This window comes from Aliarcobacter cryaerophilus ATCC 43158 (assembly GCF_003660105.1).
Lineage (GTDB): Bacteria > Campylobacterota > Campylobacteria > Campylobacterales > Arcobacteraceae > Aliarcobacter > Aliarcobacter cryaerophilus.
On record NZ_CP032823.1, the window covers coordinates 361,797 to 385,640 of the forward strand.

The 23,844-nt window shown below is 26.7% G+C and carries 21 protein-coding genes; 15 read left to right on the forward strand and 6 right to left on the reverse strand.

Going from position 1 to position 23,844, the window contains the following annotated elements; genetic code table 11:
- The first annotated feature begins 13 nt into the window (after positions 1 to 13).
- The 3 genes from flhA to ACRYA_RS01775 are packed head-to-tail and all read left to right on the forward strand — an operon-like array spanning position 14 to position 3,925.
- On the forward strand, positions 14 to 2,122 hold the full coding sequence (flhA, locus tag ACRYA_RS01765; protein WP_105917821.1) for a flagellar biosynthesis protein FlhA: 2,109 nt from the start codon (positions 14 to 16) through the stop codon (positions 2,120 to 2,122).
- A gap of 27 nt (positions 2,123 to 2,149) precedes the next feature.
- Complete coding sequence (locus ACRYA_RS01770; protein WP_105917820.1) at positions 2,150 to 3,334, forward strand: MFS transporter; 1,185 nt, start codon at positions 2,150 to 2,152, stop codon at positions 3,332 to 3,334.
- A gap of 27 nt (positions 3,335 to 3,361) precedes the next feature.
- Positions 3,362 to 3,925 carry a flavin reductase family protein gene (locus ACRYA_RS01775; protein WP_105917819.1) on the forward strand — a complete coding sequence of 188 codons (564 nt, stop codon included), beginning with the start codon at positions 3,362 to 3,364 and terminating at the stop codon, positions 3,923 to 3,925.
- A gap of 55 nt (positions 3,926 to 3,980) precedes the next feature.
- Here ACRYA_RS01775 and ACRYA_RS01780 read toward each other — a convergent pair whose 3' ends face one another.
- Positions 3,981 to 4,385 (reverse strand): DUF350 domain-containing protein, encoded by a 405-nt coding sequence (locus ACRYA_RS01780; RefSeq protein ID WP_105917818.1) that lies wholly within the window; start codon positions 4,383 to 4,385, stop codon positions 3,981 to 3,983.
- 222 nt (positions 4,386 to 4,607) lie between these two features.
- Between ACRYA_RS01780 and ACRYA_RS01785 the strand changes: the two genes are divergently transcribed.
- From ACRYA_RS01785 to ACRYA_RS01810, 6 genes are all read left to right on the forward strand, one after another.
- Positions 4,608 to 7,526, forward strand: a complete 2,919-nt coding sequence (locus ACRYA_RS01785; RefSeq protein WP_121443268.1) for a methyl-accepting chemotaxis protein — start codon at positions 4,608 to 4,610, stop codon at positions 7,524 to 7,526.
- 207 nt (positions 7,527 to 7,733) lie between these two features.
- A complete protein-coding gene (locus ACRYA_RS01790) occupies positions 7,734 to 9,710 on the forward strand; it encodes a methyl-accepting chemotaxis protein (RefSeq protein ID WP_121443269.1) in 1,977 nt (658 codons plus the stop codon).
- A 113-nt stretch (positions 9,711 to 9,823) separates the two neighbouring features.
- The gene (locus tag ACRYA_RS01795; RefSeq protein WP_105917615.1) at positions 9,824 to 10,201 is read left to right on the forward strand and encodes a PAS domain-containing protein; all 378 of its coding nucleotides are present in this window, start codon (positions 9,824 to 9,826) and stop codon (positions 10,199 to 10,201) included.
- 5 nt (positions 10,202 to 10,206) lie between these two features.
- Complete coding sequence (locus ACRYA_RS01800) at positions 10,207 to 11,475, forward strand: methyl-accepting chemotaxis protein (RefSeq protein WP_105917616.1); 1,269 nt, start codon at positions 10,207 to 10,209, stop codon at positions 11,473 to 11,475.
- Between the two features lie 22 nt (positions 11,476 to 11,497).
- Positions 11,498 to 12,373 carry an ABC transporter substrate-binding protein gene (locus tag ACRYA_RS01805; protein ID WP_105917617.1) on the forward strand — a complete coding sequence of 292 codons (876 nt, stop codon included), beginning with the start codon at positions 11,498 to 11,500 and terminating at the stop codon, positions 12,371 to 12,373.
- Positions 12,370 to 14,349, forward strand: coding sequence for a putative bifunctional diguanylate cyclase/phosphodiesterase (locus ACRYA_RS01810; protein ID WP_105917618.1), 1,980 nt, complete (start codon positions 12,370 to 12,372; stop codon positions 14,347 to 14,349). The genes ACRYA_RS01805 and ACRYA_RS01810 overlap by 4 nt, the downstream gene beginning before the upstream one ends.
- Before the next feature lie 37 nt (positions 14,350 to 14,386).
- Here the strand turns inward: ACRYA_RS01810 and metE are convergent, their stop codons facing one another.
- Both metE and ACRYA_RS01820 read right to left on the reverse strand, forming a co-directional pair.
- Positions 14,387 to 16,654, reverse strand: coding sequence for a 5-methyltetrahydropteroyltriglutamate--homocysteine S-methyltransferase (gene metE, locus ACRYA_RS01815; RefSeq protein ID WP_105917619.1), 2,268 nt, complete (start codon positions 16,652 to 16,654; stop codon positions 14,387 to 14,389).
- A 205-nt stretch (positions 16,655 to 16,859) separates the two neighbouring features.
- A complete protein-coding gene (locus tag ACRYA_RS01820) occupies positions 16,860 to 17,207 on the reverse strand; it encodes a hypothetical protein (RefSeq protein ID WP_105917620.1) in 348 nt (115 codons plus the stop codon).
- Between the two features lie 109 nt (positions 17,208 to 17,316).
- Here ACRYA_RS01820 and trmD point away from each other — a divergent pair, with 109 nt between their 5' ends.
- From trmD to ACRYA_RS01835, 3 genes are all read left to right on the forward strand, one after another.
- Positions 17,317 to 17,994: a tRNA (guanosine(37)-N1)-methyltransferase TrmD gene (trmD, locus tag ACRYA_RS01825; RefSeq protein ID WP_105917621.1), complete on the forward strand. Its 678-nt coding sequence runs from the start codon at positions 17,317 to 17,319 to the stop codon at positions 17,992 to 17,994.
- The gene (rplS, locus tag ACRYA_RS01830; protein WP_105917622.1) at positions 17,991 to 18,347 is read left to right on the forward strand and encodes a 50S ribosomal protein L19; all 357 of its coding nucleotides are present in this window, start codon (positions 17,991 to 17,993) and stop codon (positions 18,345 to 18,347) included. Before trmD ends, rplS begins: the two co-directional genes overlap by 4 nt.
- Before the next feature lie 100 nt (positions 18,348 to 18,447).
- Positions 18,448 to 19,059, forward strand: coding sequence for a DedA family protein (locus ACRYA_RS01835; RefSeq protein ID WP_228199766.1), 612 nt, complete (start codon positions 18,448 to 18,450; stop codon positions 19,057 to 19,059).
- A gap of 11 nt (positions 19,060 to 19,070) precedes the next feature.
- Here ACRYA_RS01835 and ACRYA_RS01840 read toward each other — a convergent pair whose 3' ends face one another.
- Positions 19,071 to 20,177, reverse strand: a complete 1,107-nt coding sequence (locus ACRYA_RS01840; RefSeq protein ID WP_105917623.1) for an aminotransferase-like domain-containing protein — start codon at positions 20,175 to 20,177, stop codon at positions 19,071 to 19,073.
- A 152-nt stretch (positions 20,178 to 20,329) separates the two neighbouring features.
- Here ACRYA_RS01840 and ACRYA_RS01845 point away from each other — a divergent pair, with 152 nt between their 5' ends.
- The 3 genes from ACRYA_RS01845 to ACRYA_RS01855 all read left to right on the forward strand — a co-directional run bounded on the left by ACRYA_RS01845 (position 20,330) and on the right by ACRYA_RS01855 (position 22,524).
- Positions 20,330 to 21,205: an AraC family transcriptional regulator gene (locus ACRYA_RS01845; protein ID WP_105917624.1), complete on the forward strand. Its 876-nt coding sequence runs from the start codon at positions 20,330 to 20,332 to the stop codon at positions 21,203 to 21,205.
- Positions 21,206 to 21,329: 124 nt separating this feature from the next.
- Positions 21,330 to 22,106: an NUDIX domain-containing protein gene (locus ACRYA_RS01850; RefSeq protein WP_228199767.1), complete on the forward strand. Its 777-nt coding sequence runs from the start codon at positions 21,330 to 21,332 to the stop codon at positions 22,104 to 22,106.
- A 34-nt stretch (positions 22,107 to 22,140) separates the two neighbouring features.
- Positions 22,141 to 22,524: a RidA family protein gene (locus ACRYA_RS01855; protein ID WP_105917626.1), complete on the forward strand. Its 384-nt coding sequence runs from the start codon at positions 22,141 to 22,143 to the stop codon at positions 22,522 to 22,524.
- A gap of 21 nt (positions 22,525 to 22,545) precedes the next feature.
- On the opposite strand, the gene ACRYA_RS01860 is transcribed toward ACRYA_RS01855, so the two are convergent.
- Together ACRYA_RS01860 and ACRYA_RS01865 are read right to left on the reverse strand one after the other, a co-directional pair.
- Positions 22,546 to 23,013, reverse strand: coding sequence for a threonine/serine exporter family protein (locus tag ACRYA_RS01860; protein WP_105917627.1), 468 nt, complete (start codon positions 23,011 to 23,013; stop codon positions 22,546 to 22,548).
- A gap of 1 nt (position 23,014) precedes the next feature.
- Positions 23,015 to 23,791 (reverse strand): threonine/serine exporter family protein, encoded by a 777-nt coding sequence (locus tag ACRYA_RS01865; RefSeq protein WP_228199768.1) that lies wholly within the window; start codon positions 23,789 to 23,791, stop codon positions 23,015 to 23,017.
- Positions 23,792 to 23,844: the final 53 nt, after the last annotated feature.

A 23,844-nucleotide genomic window follows, 5' to 3' on the forward strand; every position in this document is an offset into this window, starting at 1 on the left:
GTTTTTTTATTATATGAAGTTTATTAAAAATATTTTCTCTAGGGATTTAATAGCAGTAGCATTGTTTTTATCAATGCTTGCTATTATTATAATACCTTTAAATCAAGTTGCTATCGACTTTTTTATATCTATATCTTTAGCACTATCTTTTTTGATTTTATTAATTTCACTTTATATTCAAAAGCCAGCAGATTTAACAACTTTTCCTACGCTTTTATTAATTTTGGTTATATTTAGACTAGCCCTTAGTATTGCAACAACAAGATCTATTTTAGCAGATGGACACAATGGACCAGATGCTGTAAGTACAATTATTTCAGCTTTTGGAGAGTTTGTTGTTGGTGGGAATATGGTTATTGGGGTTGTTATTTTTATCATTTTAGTTTTGATAAACTTTATGGTTGTAACAAAAGGTGCTACAAGGGTTGCTGAGGTAACTGCTAGATTTACACTTGACTCAATGCCTGGTAAACAAATGGCTATTGATGCCGATTTAAATGCTGGATTTATTGATGATAAAGAAGCACAAGAAAGAAGAAAAGCACTTATAACTGAAGCAAACTTCTATGGAGCGATGGATGGATCATCTAAGTTTGTAAAAGGTGATGCAATTGCTGGTATTATTATTACGATTGTAAATATTATTGGTGGGCTTTTGGTTGGTATTTTTCAACATGATTTACCAGCTAGTGAAGCTGCAAGTATATATACAATTTTAACTATTGGTGATGGACTTGTTGCACAAATTCCAGCTCTTTTAACATCAACTGCAACTGCTATTATAATAACAAGATCAAATACAGATGATGAGAGATTTGCAACAAGAGCTGTAAATCAACTTATGAAAGATACAAAATCTCTTATTTTAGTTGGTATTGGTCTAATGCTTTTTGGATTAGTTCCAGGTTTCCCTACAGGAATTTTGATGACGATGGGACTTATGATAGCAGCTTTGGGTTATACTATTATTATGATTGACAAAGGTGATGATAATATTGTTACTAGATTTTTTAAACCACAAGTTGCTAAAAAAATTGAAAAACCTGAAGATTTAAAAGAGAAAAAAAGAGCAGCAGCTGTTCCTGATGAGAGTCAAAGTATAGAAACTGTAATGAAACTTGAAGTTTTAGAATTAAAGCTAGGAATTAGGCTTTTACAACTTGTTCAGGGTAACTCAGAACTTCTTGATAAAATAAAAGCGATAAGAAAAAATATAGCATCTGAGTTAGGATTTATAATACCTCAAATAAGAATCTCTGATGATACAAGTTTAGGGGCAAATGAATATCAATTTTATCTAAAAAGAATTCCAATAGTAAAAGGAAGAATAGAAGTAGATAAACTTCTTGCAATGGGTGGATTATCAAGTGAACATCTTGACGGAATAAAAGTAAAAGAACCTGTATTTAATCTAGATGCTGTTTGGATTTCAAAAGATTTAAAAGAAGATGCTTTGATGAAAGGATTTACAGTTGTAGATGCTCCAACAATTATATCAACTCATATATCAGAAATTATTAGAAAATATGCAGAAGATATTATTACAAGACAAGATGTTGTTGATATTATTGATAGACTTAAAAAAGATTTCCCAATTGTTGTTGAAGAGGCTATGAAAGTTGCTTCATATGGAAGTTTACTAAAAGTTTGTAAAGATTTGCTTCATGAGAAAATTCCAATTATCGATATGCTTACAATAATTGAAGCAGTAGCAGATATTGCTGAGTTTACAAAAGCTCCAGAGATACTCTTAGAGCATGTAAGAGCGAAACTTTTTAGGCTTATTACTCAAAAATATAAAGATACAGATGGAGTTTTACATATAGTTACAATTAAACCAGAACTAGAACAACAGTTTATAGGAAAACTTCAAGATCATCACGGTGCAAGCCAGTTGATGCTTAGTATTGCTGAGATAAATAATCTTGTAACAAAAACAAAACAACTATTAGATGATATTGAGAAAAAAGGTTTTTCAAAAGTTGCAATGGTTGTTGATCCTGTTTTAAGAAAAAGAGTATCAGAAATTTATGAGAAATTTGGTCTTTCTATTCCTGTTTTATCTCACGCAGAACTTGATTCAAAAGCAAATTTTGCTATTGAAGGAACTTTAGAGTTCTGATTTTTTTTCATTTTTTTAAGGATTTTTTTGAAATATTATATTAATTTTTTAAGAGATAAACCAATTATTAGAAGTTTATCTTTGGTGAACTTTATTGCATCTTTTGGTGCATGGTTTTCTACTGTTGCAATTTATACTATGGTTGTAGAGTTTGGTTCAAGCGAACTTGCTATTGCAATTGTTACGGCTATGCATTTTATTCCTGCAATCTTAATAGCTCCTTTTAGTGGAAGTTTAATAGATAGATTAAGAATAAAACCACTTATGGTAACTTTACTTTTTATAGAGTTATCTATGACTGCTTGTTTTTTATTAATTGAAACAGCTTCGCAAATTTGGTTACTTTTGATATTTATTTTTATACGAATGAGTGCTGCTTCAATGTTTTTTTCAAGTGAAATGTCACTTTTAGCAAAAATTACTACTGGAAAAGATCTTCAAACAGCAAATGAAATACAATCAATTATTTGGTCATTTACTTATGCTGTTGGAATGGCGGTTAGTGGTTTTATAGTGAATTTATATGGTGTAAAAGCTGCTATATTAATAGATGTTGCTATTTTTGTATTAGCTTTTTTTGTTTTTCTTAATATAAAAATAAATATAGAATACAAAAAAGTTGAAGAGAAAATTTTGGAACTTATGATTGATGGGTTAAGATATATTAAAAACAATAAAATTATCTTACATTTAATCTTTTTACATGCAAGTGTAGGGCTTACTAGTTATGATGCTTTGATTACTATTTTGGCAAAAAATGAGTATAAAGAGATTATAGCTGTTCCTCTTGCTATTGGGCTTTCAAATGCAGTAAGAGCAGTTGCACTTATGATTGGACCACTATTTTTAAATAAGATTATAAAAAAAGAGAATCTTCAGTACCTTTTAGTTTTTCAAGGTATTACAATAATAATTTGGGCATTTGCTCAAGGTGATTTTTATGCATCTTTAGTTGCTCTATTTTTTGTAGGATTTAGTACAGCTTTTTTATGGTCTTATACTTATGCTCTTTTACAAAATCATTGCGACAAAAGGTATATAGGAAGAGTGATATCATATAATGATATGTTTTTTATGCTTGCAAATGTTCTAACAACTCTGTTTATTGGAACTATGGCACACGTTACAACAACTTCAATTATTACAATATGTTTAGGAGTTGCATTTTTATTTTATGCTTACTACTATACAAAGATTTATTCAAAAATTTAATTGTATAATCATTAAAAGGAGAAAATTATGATTTTAGATTACAAAAATGTAAATGATTTAGATAGATATAAAATAATGTCAGGAAGTATAGTTCCAAGACCAATTGCTTGGATAGTTACAGATGATGATGGAGTTTTAAATGCAGCTCCTTTTTCTTATTTTATACCAATTTCAACAAATCCAGCTTTGGTTATAGTTGCTATTGGAAAAAAAGATGATGGAAGTCCAAAAGATAGTTTAGCAAATATTTTGAAAACAAAAAAAGCAACTATTTGTTTTCCAAATAAAGATAATGTTGAACAGCTACAAAAATGTGCTACACCTTTGTGTAAAACTCAAAGCGAAATAGAAATATATGAGATAGATGTAAAAAAAGAGTTGAATGACTATCCACCAATGATAAGCTCTACTCAAACAGCACTTTTTTGTGAATATTATGATACTTATAAAGTTGATGGAGATACAACACCAGTTGTTTTAAAGATAAATTTTCAATATATACAAGATGGTAGAATAAATGAGAGAAATCATACAAAAATTGAGAGTATAGGAAGATGTGGAGTTACTTTTAAAGCTATGGTAGATTTATAGTTTTTTATCTATCATTTTGATAATAGTTCAAAATGATAGATAAATTTATTAGTTTTTAATAACTCATAGAACCAGCATTTAAAAGACCAATACAAATTGATAAAAATGCCATTAAAATACCAACAGAAACTACACCTTCATTTATTTTTTCATTAAAAGAGTATTTTCCACTAATTCTTGTAACTACAAAAGCATAAGCTAACTGAATAGCAATAGCAATAGCTCCCCAAATAGCAAAGTCAAAATAAGAAACAGAGTTTTCCAAAGCACTATAAAGAGGTATAGAAACACCAATAATTGCACCACCAAAACCTAAAGCTGCTGCAATATTGTTTTTTTCAAAAATAAGTGTGTAATCATCATATGGTGTAACAATAGCGTACAAATATAAAAAAGCAACTACTAAAATAACTGCTGTAAAGAAAAATCCTAAAAAGCTTAAAAATAAACCAAATTCCATCAAAAATCCTTTTTTTTTTACTCATTTTATCCAAAAGTTGTTATATAAAGCTTATATTTTAAGCTTTACATAGAATATAGCGATTTTTTAATAATAAAAATATAAGTCAAAAGTTACAAGTAAATTACCGTTTAGTTACAACTTAATTACATCTTAAAATATATAAACTCCTATTTAAACAATAAAGAATATATTACAAAAAATATTATATTAGGAAATAAAATGAATAACCTAAGGCTTAGAAATAAAATTTTTTTAATCTTGGTTCTACCTCTTTTGGCAATTTTTATGTTGTCATCTATATTGATTTTTGAAAAAGTTGAAAAAGTATTAAATATGGATAAAACATCAAGTTATATAGATTTCACAGTTGAAATTTCTAAATTGCTGGTAAATCTTCAAAAAGAGAGAGAATTGTCTATATCTTATATAAATAGTTATGCTCAAACAAAAAAAGATGATTTAGAAAATCAAATAAAATTAAGTAGATTATCACATGAAAAGTTAGATATTTTTATAAATAGTTTTTATCTAATTAAAAAAGACCACAAACTTTTTGATAAATATGAGATTTTTAAAACTAACATATCTTTACTAGATGAAAAACGAATAGATGTAAAAGAGTTATCAAAAAGTAGTAAAGATATAGAGCAGTATTACGACCAACTTATTTCAAATTTATTATCTTTTTTTGATGAACTTTTAATATATTCAAATAGTAAAGAGTTGCTAAAAGCTTCAAAAACTTATATTTCGATAACAAATATTATAGAAAAGACATATAAAGAAAATGCTTTGATAAAAAATATTTTTGATAATAATCTTATTTCAAATTCAAATTATAATAATTTTATATCTTTAATAATTTTTCAAGACTCTGATATTAATGAATTAAGAAAAAACTTAACACAAGAGCAGTTAGATTTTTTTAATCAAAAACTGCAAAGTACAATTTTTACAAATATAGATGATTTTAGAAGAGCTATTTTTTTAAAAAGTGAAAAGGATAATATTTTAAATACTATAAAAGAGTCTTTAGGATACGGCGGATTAATCCATAACTATAAAGACTTTATATTAACAAATAATGAAGATATACTAAATAAAATACAAAAAGAGCATACGAAAATTTTAAGAGCAATAAAAGATTACAAAAGGCTTGAATACACAAAAGAGGAAGAAAAGTTTTTAAATGATATCCAATTTGTAGCAGATTCATATATGTCAAAGTCTTATAATAATGAATATTTAGAAGATACAAAAGATTTAGATTTGAGGATTTTAGGAGCATTAAACAGTTTAACAAAAAATATTTATGGAGTAGATAATCAAAAATGGGAAAAATTATCTTCTAGTAAAATAGAGATCTTTGAAGATATTAAAAATAAAATAGTTGAAGATACGCTTTTATATATAAAAACAAATACAAAAGATTTAGATAATCAAATTTTGTTTTTCTTGCTTTTTCTTGTACTACTTATGATTTTTATTTTTTTAGTAATTATAATAATGACAAGTAAAGTTACAAAATCCATCAAAAAATTTGAAAATAATCTAAATCAGTTCTTTTTATACTCAATGAAAGAGAAAGATAATATAAAATTAAACCAAATAGATGGTAAAGATGAGTTTGCTTTGATGACTAAAAATATGAATATTCAAGTCGCAAAGATAGAACAAATTATTGAAAATGATAAAAATGTAATATTAGAGATAACAGATATTATGGAAAAGGTAAACAATGGATTTTTTGAATACACTATAAAAACAAAATCATCTACAAAAGAGTTACAAACATTAGTTGATATTATAAATAAAATGATAGATAGAACTAGATTAAAAATTGATAGTTTAAATCTTTTATTAAATAACTATGCACAAGGTGATTACACATTTAAGTCAGATGAAAACCATATAAAAGGTATGTATGGAGATTTTGGAATATTATCAAACTCGACTATTATTTTGGGGCAATCATCTTCACAGTTAATTGCAATGATTACAAATGCTGGAAAAAAACTTGAACAAAATACAAAAATATTAACAAACTCTTCAAATGAATTGTCTGTTTCATCTTCAAATCAGGCACTATCTTTAAAGCAATCTTCTGTTGCACTAGAGCAGATAACTCAAAATATAAAAAATAACAATGAAAATATGAATCAAATGTTAGAAATCTCAGATGAACTAAATACAGATGCAATAACAGGAAGTAAATTTGCGGCTCAAACCTTTTCATCTATGGATGAAATTAGTAAAAAAGTTAAAGCTATAAATGAAGCAATAACAGTAATTGACCAAATAGCATTTCAAACAAATATTTTAAGTTTAAATGCAGCAGTTGAAGCAGCAACCGCTGGAGATGCTGGTATTGGTTTTGCAGTTGTTGCAGGAGAAGTTAGAAATTTAGCAACAAGAAGTGCTAAAGCTGCAAAAGAGATTAAAGAGTTGGTTGAGAGTGCAAATTTTGAGACTTTGGATGGTAAAAACAATGTCGATACTATGATAAAAGGTTATGAAAATTTAGCTTTAAAAATTTCGCAGACAAAAGATATAATCCACAATGTAACAATTTTTAGTAAAGAGCAAGAGTTAGGAATAGTTCAGATAAATGAGACAGTTTCAAAACTTGATTTTACAACACAGAAAAATGCTAAAACAGCTTTAAATATAGATAGATTATCAAATGAAGTATCAGATTTATCTAATAAATTACTTCAAATTACATCTGCTTCTAAAATAGATGAAAAGTATTATGATATGGTTGAAAATGTTGATTTGATAAAAGAGTTATCTGTTTATAAAAATGAACATTTGAATTTTAAAAAAAGATATTTTAAACTTTTAAATAAATATGAAAATTGTAAGGTAGATGATTGCAAAAGTTGTAATATGGGAAAATGGATAATCTCTTGTGAAAGTAAAAATGAGATTTTTATAAAAGATGAAAAGTGGAATATTTTGAAAAATCATCATGAAAATCTACATGAAAAAATGCAAGAGTATATAACACAAAATTCAAATAAAAGTGAGAATAAAGTTCTAAAAAATACTGCAAATCAAATAGAAGAGATAACTATAAAGATATTTGATAGTTTAAATGATATTTTATATTTAAATTCAAAGAATAATAGAGTGTAGTTTTTATTATTTTTATTTTTAAATTACATAAAAAAAGTATAAAAAGTCATTTTATATATATTAAATGACATTAAATTATCATTAATAGAAATTATTTGTTTCATATTGTATCAATTAGAAATATTTTATAATAAATATTATCTTTATGTAAAATTATTAATATAAATAATTGTAATATTTGGCCTATTTATACAAAGGATACAAATCATGTTAAAAAGTTTAGATACAAGAAAGAAGTTGTACTTTTTTCCAATATTGTTTATATTAATAGCTGTTATTTCAAGTATTATTTATTTATATTTTATCGATATAGCACATAAAAGAAATGCAGCAGCATTAACAAGTGAAAAATTTGTTTTGGATATAGCAAAAACTAGAATATCAGTTTATCAATTTTTAAGAGCAGCAACTCCAAATAATGAAAATGTTGTGATTGAAAATATTGAATTCTTAAAAAATAGTTTAGCAGAGAGTTCAAAAAGTTTCGTAGATGTAAAAAATAAAGAGTTGGCATCTAAAACTCTCTCTTTAATTGATAAGTATGTTGAACTTTTCAAAGTTTATTCAAAGAATAAGATTGAAGATTATAATAATAATATTTTAGAAGAGAATGATACTTTAAAACAAAATATCTCTTCTATGGCAAAAATTGGTTTAGATATGGAAGAGAATATTCATCAAATAAATAAATCTGCTGTTAAATTAAGAGATGAAGCTTATGTGGCTTTAGATACAAATTTGATGATAATAATAACAATAGCAACAATTTTATTTATAGGTATCTCTATATTAGTAGCAAATAATATAATTGGCTCTTTAAATAGTTTTAAAGATGGACTTTTAGGATTTTTTGCATATTTAAATAGAGAAGCTTCAGATACAACTCTTTTGGATGAGAGTAATAAAGATGAATTTGGTCAAATGTCAAAAGTAGTAAATGTAAATATTTTAAAAACAAAAGCAGGAATAGAAGAAGATAGAAGATTAATTGATGAAACTATTTCAGTTTTAGGAGAGTTTGAACAAGGAGATTTATGTCAAAGATTAAATACAAAAGTTTCAAATCCAGCCTTAATGCAACTTTCAAGAGTTATAAATGGGATGGGAGATGTATTAGAGAAAAATATTGAAAATATTTTAGATGTTTTAGAAAAATACTCTTCTTATAACTACTTAAATAAAGTATCTACAAATGGTTTAAAAGAACAACTTTTGGCTTTGGCAAATGGTGTAAACAGTTTGGGTGATTCAGTTACTTCAATGTTAAAAGAGAATAAAGCAAATGGTTTAACTCTTGATGAAAGCTCTATTATTCTTTTATCAAATGTAAACAAATTAAACCTAAGCTCAAATGAAGCAGCAGCTTCTTTAGAAGAGACAGCAGCAGCACTAGAAGAGATAACTAGTAATATTAGAAATAATACAGAGAGTATTGCAAAAATGTCTATGCTTTCAAATGGTGTTACAAAAGCAGTAAATGAAGGTCAAGCTATGGCAAATCAAACAACAACTGCAATGGATGAGATAAATGTTCAAGTAAATCTTGTAAATGAAGCAATAAGTGTAATTGATCAAATAGCATTCCAAACAAATATTCTTTCTCTTAATGCAGCAGTTGAAGCTGCAACTGCAGGAGAAGCAGGAAAAGGGTTTGCAGTTGTTGCACAAGAAGTAAGAAATCTAGCAACAAGAAGCGCAGAAGCAGCACGTGAGATAAAAACAATAGTTGAAAGAGCAACAGTAAAAGCAAATGAAGGAAAAACTATAGCTACAAATATGATTGATGGATATAAAAATCTAAATAATAATATATCTTCAACAATGAACCTAATATCTGATATTGAAAATGCTTCTAAAGAACAACTTCTTGGAATTGAACAAATAAATGATGCAGTAAATCAACTTGATCAACAAACACAACAAAATGCAATGGTAGCTAGTCAATCACATGATATTGCTTTAAGTACAGATGAAATAGCAAAACTAATAGTAGAAGATGCAAACCAAAAAGAGTTTGAAGGTAAAAATGAAGTAAAAGCAAAAGATATAGGAATAAAAAAAGAGGTAAAAGAACATATAATAGCCTCAATACCTAAAAAAATAATTAAAACTTCAAAACCAAATATTAACTCTACAAAAGAGATAACAAGTAGTTCTAGTAACGACGAATGGGAAAGTTTCTAAATTTATTCACTCATAGAAAAAAGCGGTGATTAATATTTCAAAATAAAACATATAAAGAAGCTAGTTTTTAATCATTAAAACTAGCTTCACTACACAAGAAAATAAGGGGAAATATGAAAGAGATGAGTTTAGAAAAGAATACAATTATTGTTTCTCAAACAAATGAAAAGGGAGAAATCCTTTTTGCAAATAAGGACTTCTGTAAAATAGCAGGATTTTCTCTAGAAGAACTTCTTGGAAAAGCCCATAATACTGTAAGACATTCTGATATGCCAAAATGGGCTTTTGAAGATTTATGGAAAACATTAAAATCTGGAAAAACTTGGAAAGGTATTGTAAAAAATAGAACAAAAGATGGTGGATACTATTGGGTAAATGCAACAGCTTTTCCATCAAGAAGTTCAGATGGAACGATTAGATATGTTTCAGTAAGAGTAAAACCAACAAAAGAAGAGATAGAAATTGCAAAAAAACTATATAAACTAGGCTAATTTTTATGTTTTTTAAAAATAATTCAAACAATGATGTTTTGCAAACTCTAGATCAAATTGAGAAGTATCTTAACAATGAGATAAACTATATAAAAATAAATCCACCTAAAAAAAATAATAAAATCAGTCAAAAAATAGCAAATATTTGTGAACTAATGAATAAAAAAAATGATGAAGAGTTACAAATTTTTGGTGAGATTATGCTAATTTCAGAAAAACTTGCAAATGGAATTACGCATGATAGAATAAATTTTACGGATAGTTCAAATTTTAAACTAAATTATATTGCAAAAACTATAAATAATTTGGCAAATGATTTAGAAAAAATTATTAAACTAGTAAAAGAGACTCTTTTAATGTATGGAACTTATAACTATTTGCCAAAATTAGATGAAAGTTTAGTTGAAAATGATTATAAAGTTTTATTTCAAGAGATAAATACCCTAAGACAGACTATAACTGAAATGTTAGTAGAAAATAAATCGAATGGTTTGACTCTTCAATATAGTTCAAAAATTCTTTTAGAAAATGTTGATAGTTTAAATCTATCATCAGGAAAAGCAGCTGCAAGCCTTGAAGAGACATCTGCTGCATTAGATGAAGTTACATCAAATATTAGAAAGAATACAAATAATATTTTAAAAGTTGCATCTTTGTCTGATAACATAATATCTCATGCAAATAAAGGAGAAGAGTTAGCAGAACAAACATCTAGTGCAATGTTAGAAATTTCTAAAGAGGTTAATTTAGTAAATGAGGCAATAAGTGTAATAGATCAAATAGCTTTTCAAACAAATATTTTAAGCCTAAATGCTGCCGTAGAAGCTGCAACTGCTGGAGAAGCAGGGAAAGGGTTTGCAGTTGTTGCTGGTGAAGTAAGAAACTTAGCTGCTAGAAGTGCTCAAGCTGCAAAAGAGATAAAAAATATAGTTGAAAGTGCAAATAAAAAAGCAAATATAGGAAGAGATATTTCATCTTATATGATAGATGGATACAAAGAGTTATATTTAAGCATAAATGAGACAAAAAATCTAATAAATGAAGTTCAATTTTCAAGCCAAGAACAACTAAAAGCTGTTGAACAGATAAATAGTGCAATCTCAGCACTAGACCAACAAACACAACAAAATGCAAATATAGCTTCACAATCTCATGAAGTAGCTGTTACAACAGATTTAATCTCAAACCTAATTGTAAAAAATGCAAATGATAAAGAGTTTGATGGCAAAAGCAGTGTTAGTAAAAAGAGTATTAGAGTAAATAATAAGAATTAAATTATAAATAAAGGGGAGTTTTATGATTAGAGTTATTTTAGTAAGCTTAATGTCTATTATATTTTTAACATCTTGTGTTAGCCATAAAAAAGATAAATTAAGAATTGTTACATCAAATTGGATAGGTTATACACCTTTATTTTATGCAAAAGAAAAAGGTCTTTTGGATAAATTAAATATTGAACTTTTAAGTGTAGTTTCTTTAAGTGAAAGTTTACATACATACAAATCAAATCATGCAGATATATTTCTTGGAACACAATATGAATACCAAGAAACTTTTAAAAGAAATAACCAAGTAGTTCCTATAATGCTTCTAAATAAATCTGATGGTGGTGATGTTATTATGTCAAATAAAACATTAGAAGAGATAAAAAAAGAAGATAAACAAATTGATGTTTTTTTAGAGTTAAGTTCAATAAACTCTTTAGTTTTTGATGATTTTATAACGAAGTACGATATAAAAAATAAAAATTTTAACTATATAAATAAAGACCAATCTTTTATAGCACAACAAAAAGAGTTTAAAAACCCAACAATTGCTATTAGTTACAATCCATATAATATAACTTTAGAAAAAAATGGTTTAAAAACTTTAGAGACTACAAAAGATAATATAGATATTTTAATAGTTGATGCTATGTTTACAACAAATGATATTTTAATAAAATACAAAGATGAACTAAAAGAGTTAAAAAAGATTATAGATATTGCTATAGATGAGTTAGAAAAAGATGAAAAAGCTTATTATGATTTAATACAAGATTACTTATATGATACAAGCTTTGAAGAGTTCCAACAAAGTCTTTCAAACATAAAATGGATAAATAAAAATATTGATCAAAATATTTTAGACTCTTTAAAAGAAAATGATTTCCCAACAAAAGGCTTACTATGATTTTTGGAATTCAAAGATTTGTTTTATTTTTTATAGCTTTACTTTTTTTGTTATTGTCAATACTGTTTTATTACTATTTTAAAAATCAAGAAGAACAAACTTCAAAAGTAATATATACAACAATACAACAAGAAATAGAAGAGAAATCTTATACTATTTCTAAAATGATGGAGAAAAAAGATGATATTTTACTTTTTAGATCACTTTTAGGAAATGTAGTTGCAAATAGTTATTTTTTAAAAGCAATTTTAGTTTTTGATGATGGTAAACTTCTTCTTACAACTGATCCAAAAGTTAAGAGTATAAATGAAGATTTAATTTTAAGTGATATAAAAACTTATAATGAAAAACTATCAAAAATTACATATTTAAAACAGGATATTATATTTTTTGAACAAAATAGACAAAAAACTTTGGATTTAATATTCTTACTTGATAAGGAAGATATCAATCAATATTTTATAAAAAATAGGGAAGAGTTTTTTATATACTTTGGAGTTTTACCAATAGTTGGATTTTTACTTTTTTATATTATTTTTAGAAAATATATTACTATTCCATTAGAAAAACTAAGACAATTGGCATACTACAATAATAAAATACCCAAAGCTTTTAAAATACGGGAATTAGAATCTATTAGACACTCAATGGTTGACTCTTTTTCTAGATTAGAAAATGAAAAAAAAGAGTTTTTTTTAATGGCAAGAACTGATTCTTTAAGTGGTTTAGCAAATAGAAATTCTCTACAAGAATTTTTAGATAGATTAATTCCAACTGCAAAAAGAAAACAAGAAGAGTTTGCCTTTTTATTTTTAGATTTAGACCATTTTAAAACTATAAATGATTCTTTGGGGCATAATATTGGAGATGAACTACTTCAAAAAATATCAGGTATGTTAAAACAAGTATTAAGACCAAATGATTTTATTGCAAGAGTTGGTGGAGATGAGTTTGTATTAATAATTCAAGATTTTAAATCTAGTGTTGAACTTACAAATATAATAAAAAGAATACAAAAGCAACTAGCTAAACCTTGGGTTATACAAACTCATCCTGTAGATACAACTTGTAGTATTGGAATAGCTATTTTTCCACAAGATGGAGAAGATCATATATCATTAATGAAAAGTGCAGATATAGCTATGTACGAAGCTAAAAAACATGGAAGAAATCAGTATCATTTTTTTACAAAAGAGTTAAATGATATGATTTTAAAAACAATAAATCTAAATAAACAAATGAGAACTGCTCTTAAAAATGGTGATTATCAACTATTTTATCAACCAAAAGTTTGCTTAAAAGACTCAAAAATAATAGGAGTAGAAGCACTAATTAGATGGATAGATAAAGAAAAAGGATTTATTCCTCCTTGCGATTTCATTCCTCTTGCTGAAGAGAATGATTTTATAATTGAATTGGGAGATTGGATTGTAGAAGAGGCACTAAATCAATATGTAGATTGGAAAAGTAAAGGTATAGATATAGTAATGTCTATAAATATTTCTGCTAAACAGTTTTTGCAAAATAATTTTGCAAAAAATTTAATAGGTAAAATAAATAGTAAAAAAATAGAACCAAATAGAATTATTTTAGAGCTAACAGAGTATATTTTAATTGACCAAAATAATAGTGTATATTCAACTCTTAGAAAATTAAATAAATTTGGAGTAAGTATTTCCTTAGATGATTTTGGAACAGGATATTCATCTTTATCATATCTTAAAAAATATCCTATTGATTATTTAAAAATAGATAAATCTTTTATAGATGATTCTTTTAATAGTCAAGGTAAAGTATTTATTGAAACAATAGTAAAAATGGGACAAACACTAAATATGAAAATAGTAGCTGAAGGAGTTGAGACACAAGAACAAGTTGAGTATTTAAAATCTATTTCTTGTAATTTATACCAAGGATATTATTTTTCTAAACCTATAAAAGCAAAAGAGTTTGAAGAGTTTTATAAATCTTTATAATCTATTAAAAGATAGCCTTTTTTAAGGCTATCTTTTTTTATCTGTTTTGTTTTACAATTTGTACAGCTTCAACCATATTTTTTAGGCTCTCTTTTACTTCTGGCCATTTTCTAGTTTTCAAACCACAATCAGGATTTATCCATAATTGCTCTTTTGGTAAAACTTCAGTTAAAGCATTTATTTGAGCTACCATCTCCTCAACACTTGGAACTCTAGGACTATGAATATCATAAATTCCAGGTCCAATTTCTTGTTTATAGTTTACATCTTTAAATATTTTTAAAAGTCTATTTCCACTTCTTGCTGTTTCAATAGAGATAACATCTGCATCCATAGCTTCAATAGTTTTTATAATATCATTAAACTCACTATAACACATGTGAGTATGAATTTGAGTATCTGCTTTTGCACAACTTACGCTTAATTTAAAATTCTCTACAGCCCAATTTTCATAAGCTTTTATATTTTCAGCTCTTAAAGGATAACCCTCTTTAAATGCAGCTTCATCAACTTGAATCATTTTTATTCCACTATTTTGTAAATCATCAACTTCTTTGTTTATTGCAAGTGCAATTTGTTTTGTTACCTCATTTCTTGGTAAATCATCTCTTACAAATGACCAGTTAAGAATTGTAACTGGACCTGTTAGCATTCCTTTAACTACTTTTTTAGTTCTGCTTTGAGCATATTTTATCCAATCAACTGTCATAGCTTTTGGTCGTGAAACATCTCCAAAAATCAAAGGTGGTTTTACACATCTACTTCCATAAGATTGAACCCAAGCATTAGAAGTAAATGCAAAACCATCCAATAACTGTCCAAAATATTCAACCATATCATTTCTTTCAGGCTCTCCATGAACTAGTACATCAAGATTAATCTCTTCTTGAAATGCAATACAATCATCAATGTATTTTTTGATTTCATTTTCATATTGCTCTTTTGAAATAGCATTTGATTTATATTGTTTTCTATTCTCTCTTATAAGAGGTGTTTGAGGAAATGAACCAATTGTTGTGGTTGTAAGTGCATCATATTTAAAAAACTCTCTTTGAATTTTTATTCTATCTTCAAACTTATCTGCTCTTTGACAAATTTTTAGATTTTTAATCTCTTCTTGAATACTGTTATTATGAACTCTAGTAGATATTTTTCTTAAAGTATTATCTTTTTTGTTTTTTTCAATATTTGCAATATCTTCTAAAGATAGTTTTGAGCCAAAAAACTTTTTTGAAACAAGATTTAACTCTTTTAATTTCTCATTTGCAAATGAAAGCCAAGATTTAATCTCTTTATCTAAATTATCTTCATAACTTAGAGTAAAAGGAACATGTAAAAGCGAGCAAGAAGTTCCTACTACGATATTTTCTTTTGAAACTACATTTGATATTGTATTTAGAAGATTTAATTTATCTTCAAAATTACTTTTCCAAATGTTTCTAGCATCAATAACTCCAGCTATTAAAACTTTATTTGAATTTTTAATAAATTCTAAACTCTCTAAATTTTTAATTCCATGAATAAAATCTAATCCTAAAGCCCAAATAGGAGTGTTTACTAAAATTTTTGTAGCTTCATTTGAGTGCTCAAAATAAGTTGTAACAACTATTTTTATATTTGATGAAACAGATGAAAGCTCATCATAAACTGGTTTTAAAAGAGATAAAATTTTTGGTTCTAAATCTTTTACAAATAAAGGCTCATCAAATTGAACAACAATATTCTCATTTAGTTTTGAAATTTCTTCTAAAAGCTCTTTATAAACTTTTACAACACTAGAAATATGAGCAAAAATATCACTATTATCAACACTTTTAGAGAGTCCTAAATAAGTAATTGCACCGATTAAATTTATTTTTGTATTAATTCCAAGCTCTAATGCTTCTTTATACTCTTCTATAACTTTTTTAGAGTTTAGTTTAAATGTTGTATCTTTAGATATTTCTGGAACAATATAGTGATAGTTTGTATTAAACCATTTTGTCATCTCCATTGCAACGCAATTATCATTGCCTCTAGCCATTGCAAAATATAACTCTTCATTTCTTAGGTGTTGAAATCTTTGTGGAATAGCTCCTAGTAAAATAGAACTGTCTAACATATTATCATATAGTGAAAAATCATTTGAAGCTATGAAATCTATTTTTGCCTCTTTTTGATAATTCCAGTGTCTTTTTCGCAAATTTTCTGCCACATATTTTACTTCACTAAAATCAACTCTTTTTGCCCAAAAATCTTCTAAAACTTTTTTAAGCTCTCTTTTTTCTCCAATTCGTGGAAATCCTATTACATAATTTTTTGACATATTATTAATCCTTTTAATAAAAATATTTAATTCTCTACAAAATGTAGATAACAATTTTGAAATATTTAAAGCTTATTAAAATCGTTTTTAAGTCCGAAAAAGACAATTTTGTCCTTTTGGTCAAAATCTATGATTTTGGGTTACCAAAAGTGGCAAACTCTTGTAGCAAGAGGATTTAAAATAAGATTTATAAACTTTTTGATTATTAAAATGATAATTGTGGTGGATGAACGCCAGTTCTTCTAAATGCAAAATATGTTGTATAGTATGGACATCTAGGAATAAATTGAAAAAGTCTTACAGCAAGTGCTGCTTTTCTTCTAAATAGACAATCACAGTGACAAGGTTTAGAATTTATTAGATTACAAGCTAATAAATTTTGCTCAATATCTTTGGATAATTCATTTTCATCATCACTGTTTGAAGAGATTTTTAGTTTTTCATTTATATTAGTTTTTATTGAAGTAAATATTGCATGCAATTTTGGTGCCGTTGCATACGCTTGAATTGAAGCTAGTGTAAAATATTTTTTTCCAAAGCCTTTAATTTTCAAAAACTTACTCCTTATAATATTAGATGCGAAATCTATACTATTTATACTTAATAATATATAAAAAAAATTATGATAACATTCCAAACAAAAAATTGATTGGAATTTTATTTTGAAGTTTACTTTTGTTACACTTTTCCCAAATTTAATTGAACCATACTTAAAAGACTCTATATTAAATAGAGCAGTTGAATCAAACTTAATAAGTTATGAATTTTATAATCCTAGAGATTTTACAACAAACAAACACAAAAAAGTAGATGATGCTATGGTTGGTGGAGGCGCAGGAATGCTTCTATCTTGTCAGCCACTTTTTGATTGTCTAGATGATATAAAAAGAAAAGATGAAGATGCTTATATAATTTTTCCACTTGCAGCTGCTAAACCATTTAGGCAAAGTGATGCAAAAAGATTATCAAATAAGAAAAATATTGTAATGGTGAGTGGAAGATATGAAGGAATTGATGAGCGAGTTATTGAAAAATATGCTTGTGAGGTTTTTTCTATCGGAGAGTATATTTTAACAGGTGGTGAACTTCCATCTTTGGTTATGGCGGATGCAATATCTAGAAATGTTCAAGGAGTTCTTGGAAATGATGCTTCTTTAGATGTTGAGAGTTATGAAAATAATCTTTTAGAAGCACCATCTTTTACAAAACCAGAAAATTATAAAAATTTATTTGTCGTTAAAGAATATTTAAAGGGAAACCATAGTAAAATTTGCGACTTAAAATTTCATATGTCCATTTGTAGGACGAAATACTATAGACCCAATAAGGAAAGACGATGAAGAACAGATATATAGCAAGTTTTGAAGCAGCTCAAATAGCTTCTAAAGAAGTTCCAGCATTTAGAGCGGGAGATACATTAAGACTTGGTGTTGAGATTAAAGAGGGTGAGAAAAAAAGAGTTCAAACTTTCGAAGGTGTAGTAATTGGAAGAAGCGGAAACGGTGTTGATGCTACATTTACTATTAGAAAACTTGGAGCAAATAATATTGGTGTTGAGAGAATTTTTCCACTATATTGTGAATCTTTACAAGCTATTGAAGTGTTAAGAAGAGGTGATGTAAGAAGAGCTAAACTTAACTACTTAAGAGCACTAAAAGGTAAAGCTGCGAAAATAAGAGAGCTAAAAAGATAATTAAGGCACTCGCCTTAATATCTTTTATTTAAAATAAATTCTCTAAAAACTTCATAAAAAATTCTATTTTTATTTTTAAACATCTACAAAAAGGAAAAATTTGCTTTCTGAAATTATAAATTTTATAGTTGAAACTGTTGGTCAGTTTGGATATGCAGGTATTTTTATAATGATGTTTTTAGAGAGTTCTTTTTTCCCATTTCCATCAGAAGTTGTAATGATTCCAGCTGGATATTTAGCCTATAAAGGTGAAATGAATATCTATGCAGTAATTCTTTTTGGAATTTTAGGTTCACTTGCAGGGGCAATATTTAATTACTATTTTGCTTTAAAACTTGGAAGAAGATTTTTAATGAGATATGGAAAATATTTCTTGATTAGTGAAGATACAATATTAAAAATGGAAGACTTTTTTAATAAACATGGTCATATTTCTACTTTTTTTGGAAGATTAATTCCAGTTGTAAGACAATATATCTCTTTGCCAGCAGGACTTGCAAGAATGAATCTTTTTGTATTTTCAGTTTTTACAAGTTTAGGTGCTGGAATTTGGGTTGTGATACTAGCATTTCTTGGATATTTCTTAGGTGGAAATGAAGAGTTAATAAAAGAGTATTTACATCAAATAATAATTATATTGCTAGTATTAATTGTAATATTTAGTTATGTATATTATAAATTTACAAAAAGAAGAAACAAAAGAAAAATTTAAAGTTGTCTATTTTATAGACAACTTTTTATTAGTTTAAGACCTTTTTCAATCTGCTCAAAATTTGAGTGGGTATAGTTGAATCTTATCTCACCATTTGGTATTTTGTCTATATAAAACTGATTTCCTGGAACATAAACAACCTTTTTCTTTAAACACTCTTGAACTAGAGCAAAAGTGTCAATCTTATCTTCAAAACCACCATATAAAAACATTCCACCTTTTGGTGTTTGATGTTTAAATTCAGGCATTATAGCTTTTAAAGATTTTGAAAAAAATTGTGCTTTTGCTTTATAGTCATCTCTTATTTCTTGAAGATGTTTTTCATATTTTTGTTCATCTTTTAAATACTCAGCTAAGATATATTGTGAAAGACCGCAAGAGTGTAAATCAATACTCTCTTTTATTATCAACAGAGATTTTATTTTTTCTTCATTTGCTCTTATCCAACCAATTCTTAGACTTGGAACTAAAGTTTTAGAAAAACTTCCTAAATGAAAAGAGTGGTTTGGTACTGATGCACTTATATATTTACTTTTTTTCTCAAAGTATAGTTCGCTGTATGGACTATCTTCTATTAAAATTCCATTATATTTTTTTACTATATTTGAAACTTCTTCTCTCTTTTTATTACTATAAGTAGTAGCACTTGGATTTTGGAAATCAGGAATTAAATAAGTTAATTTTGTATTTTTAAAACTATTTTCAAACTCATCTATATTTAAGCCATCATCTTCTAATTTTACACCTTGCATTTTTAAATAATTTAATCTAAAAATATTCATAGCACCCAAATACGAAGGTTCTTCAATAGTGATATCTTTGTTCTCAAAAAACTTTGCCAAAATATACATTGCTTGTTGGCTTCCTGTTGTGATTAAGATATTTTCTTTTGTTGTAGGAAAACCTTCATTTGTATATCTTTGTGCAATTTGCTCTCTTAGTTCATTTATTCCATTGCTAATTGTGTATTGATAAACTTTTGGATTCTCAATTGCTTTTAGTGTTGCTATTTTTAAATCTTCCTTTGGAAATAGATTTTCGCTTGGAAGTCCTCCTGCAAATGAGATAGTCTCTTCATCTATTGCTTCAAGAATCTCTCTAATAAATGATCTTTTCATAAATTCTCCTTTTAAATGGTTTCCCATTTTAAAGGGTACCATTAAATTTTATATAATTTTACAGCAATAAAAATATTAATACTTTACATAAAATGCTTTTATTATTATCAATTATTGCTAAATTTATATACATTTATTGATATAATAGTTTTATGAAAAAATCTACTTATGAAAAAAGAGCAAAAATTGCAAATGATGTTATGAATTATATTTATAAATATATTGATACAAACATAAATATAGATGAGTTAAGTTGTCAACTAAATATTAGTAAATTCCATCTTCATAGAATTTTTAAAGAAGAGTTTGGAAAAAATATTTATGAAAGTATTAAATCAATAAGACTTGAAAAAGCTGCAAATTTACTTATTACAAACAAGTTTTCAACTATTTCAACTATTTCTTCAATGATAGGATATAGTTCGCAAACTTCATTTATAAGAAGTTTTAAACAAAGATTTAACATGACACCAAAAGAGTGGAAAAATGGTGGTTATAAAGAGTATTCAAATAAAATAGTTGAAGAGTTTTCACAAGATATTAAAACTAAAGATTTTTTCAATATTGAACCAACAATTGAAAAAATGCCACAAATGAAAGGTTATTATATTAGGCATAAAGGTTATGATAAAACTATTAAACAAACTTGGGCAAAGCTTCAAACTTGGATATATACAAATGAGATAAAATCTTATAAACAAATGGCTTTGCATCACGATAATCCAATAATAACTCCACTTAATGAGTGCCAATATATTGCAATTGCTGTTTTAGATGAGAATGAAGAATTAAAAGATTTATCACTTCCAACCTTGGATATTCCAAAAGGAATTTATGCAAAGTTTAGTTTAAATGGAAAATATGGAGATGTAATAAAGCTAATTCAGTGGGTTTATCATGTTTGGCTAATAAAAAGTGGTTATGAAACAACAACAAATCCATCGTATACAATTTATGAGAAAAATCATTTTTTAAGTTCAGATAATGAGTTTATTTTAGATTTTTATCTACCAATAAAATATGCTTAAGACTTGTTCTCAAGGCTATTTATGTTTTTATTCTACTTTTTTAGTGGATATTTCTCAAAGATAGAGCCAAAGGCACAAGAATCTGCGCTATAAAAAGTAGTTATTAAATAAAAAGGAAATTATTATGAATAGTAGTATTGAATATATATCAAATTTTAAAACAAGCCTTGATCCATACAATGGAATAACAATTTTAAGTGAAGATTTACCAGAAGATATTTTGGATTTTGAACAAAACTTAAAAGATTTAATAGAAAAAGTAAAAGATAATAAAAATTTAATTTGGATTTATATAGACATAAAAAAATCAAACTTTATTCCAATAGCTACAAAATTTGGTTTTACATTTCACTCTTGTAATAGTGATTATATATTGCTTGTAAAAGTTTTAAAACAAAATGCGATAGTTCCAACTTTAGCAAATCATACTTTAGGTGTTGGAGCTGTTGTTATAAATAGTAAAAATGAGATTTTACTTATAAAAGAGATAGTTAGAAATGAGTATTATAAACTTCCAGGTGGTCATATTGATGATGCTGAGATGATTTCACAAGCTTTGAGTCGTGAAGTTTTTGAGGAGACTGGAGTTGTAGTAGATTTTGAAAAGATTGTATCTATTGGTCATTTTTACCCACATCAATTTCATAAATCAAACTTGTATGTTTTATGTCTTGCGAAGCCTAAAAGTTTAAAAATAGATGTAAAAGATAAAGAGGAGATAAGTGAAGCTATATGGCTAGATATAGATGAGATGTTTAGAAGAGATGATATTCATGATTACACAAAAACTATTGTAAAATCAGCGATTAGTAATTGTGGATTGTATAAAAGTGAAACTCCGATTTTAGGTCATCTTAAAAATGAATTTGAACTGTTTTTTGTAAAAGAAAGCAAAAACTAAATATAATAAATTTTTTAAAAGTTAAAGGATAAAAATGAAAAAAATAATAAGTACGACAAAAGCTCCAAGTGCTATTGGACCATATAATCAAGCAACTAGTTTTGAAAAATTAGTTTTTACTTCTGGACAAATTGCACTAGATCCAAAAAATATGGAGATTTTAAATGGTGGAGTTCAAGAGCAGACAAAACAAGTTATGGAAAATTTAAAAGCAGTTTTAGAAGAAGCTGGAAGCTCTTTTGAAAATGTATTAAAAACAACTTGTTATCTATCAGATATGGATAATTTTGTAGCTTTCAACGAAATCTATGGACAATATTTTAAAGCCGAAACTGCTCCTGCAAGAAGCACGGTTGCCGTTAAAACTTTACCAAAAAATGTTTTAGTTGAAGTGGATGTAATAGCATTTAAAAACTAATATTTTTTATAAAATAATCGCCTAAACAATAGGGCGATTAAGTCTTAAAAAATATAAAGATGGAAGAACTAAACCAAAAGTGATAGCTATTAAAACAGCAATAGCTTTAAGCCCGTTGTGAACAAATAGCTCTATTAATTCAATACTTGCACCAAATCTATTAATATCTATTAAAGCAATCATCGCTCCAAAAGCATAAGTCCCTGGTAAAATAGGAATAATAGAAGCAACAGTATATACAGGTCTTGGTATTTTGTATTTTCTTGACCAATATAAAGCTATTATCCCAATTACTGCAGAAGCTAAAAATGTAGATATTTCAATTCCGAAATTTAAGTGTAAAAATATAGTTCTTAAATCATAAACAATTGCTCCACCTAAGGCGCAATATTTTAAAGTATATTTTGGAACATTAAAAACCATCCCAAATCCCAAAGATGCAGTTGCAGCAAAAGTAGCATCTATGAGTAATTGTAATAAAAATTCCATATTAAGCCTTTAGTCCTAAAATAGCAATAGCCAATATAATTCCAACAGATGTAGCAAGTGTTAAAATCATACCATCCATCCATCGTCCCCAACCCATCATCATATAACCTTTGAATGAGTCTAAAAAAGAGTTTACAAAAGCAAATCCAGGTGCCAAAAGTAGTACACTAGCTGCCATTGCAATATTTGGAGTATCTGTAAAGCCATATATTTTTGATAATCCAGAAATAATTGTAGCTACAAAAGCAGTTATCCCAAAAACTATAATCATCACAAATCTTCTTTTTGATAACTCTTGTCTTGTAAACATAGCAATACCTGAAGCTAAAAAAGTGATAACAAGAGACATAAAATCACCACCTTGTAAATATGCAAAAGATGCACAACTAAGAGCAACCATAAGAACAACCAACCATCTATTGTAGTAATTTGGCTCAATTTGTTTTAAAATAGTGTATAAATATCTAATATCATAGTTTACTTCATTGTCTGATTTTTCCATATCTAAAACTATTTTTTGAATTTCACAAACTATACTCATATTTATAGGTTTATGGTGGACTCTTCTTGTAGTTGTTACAGATTGTCCATGATGAAGAGTTGTTAAAACTATTGCAGATGGTATCAAAGATATTTCAACACTTGAAGCACCTAAAACTTTTCCTAATCTTTGAGCTGTTTGCTCTATTAAAATACTTTCAGCTCCATATTCGCTCATTAAAACAGCAGCTTTTACAATACCTCTTGTGATTATCGATTGTTCTTCGTAAGATAGCATTTTAATTTTTCTCTTTTTAATTTTTAAATTTTGCAATTATACAAGTTTTGATA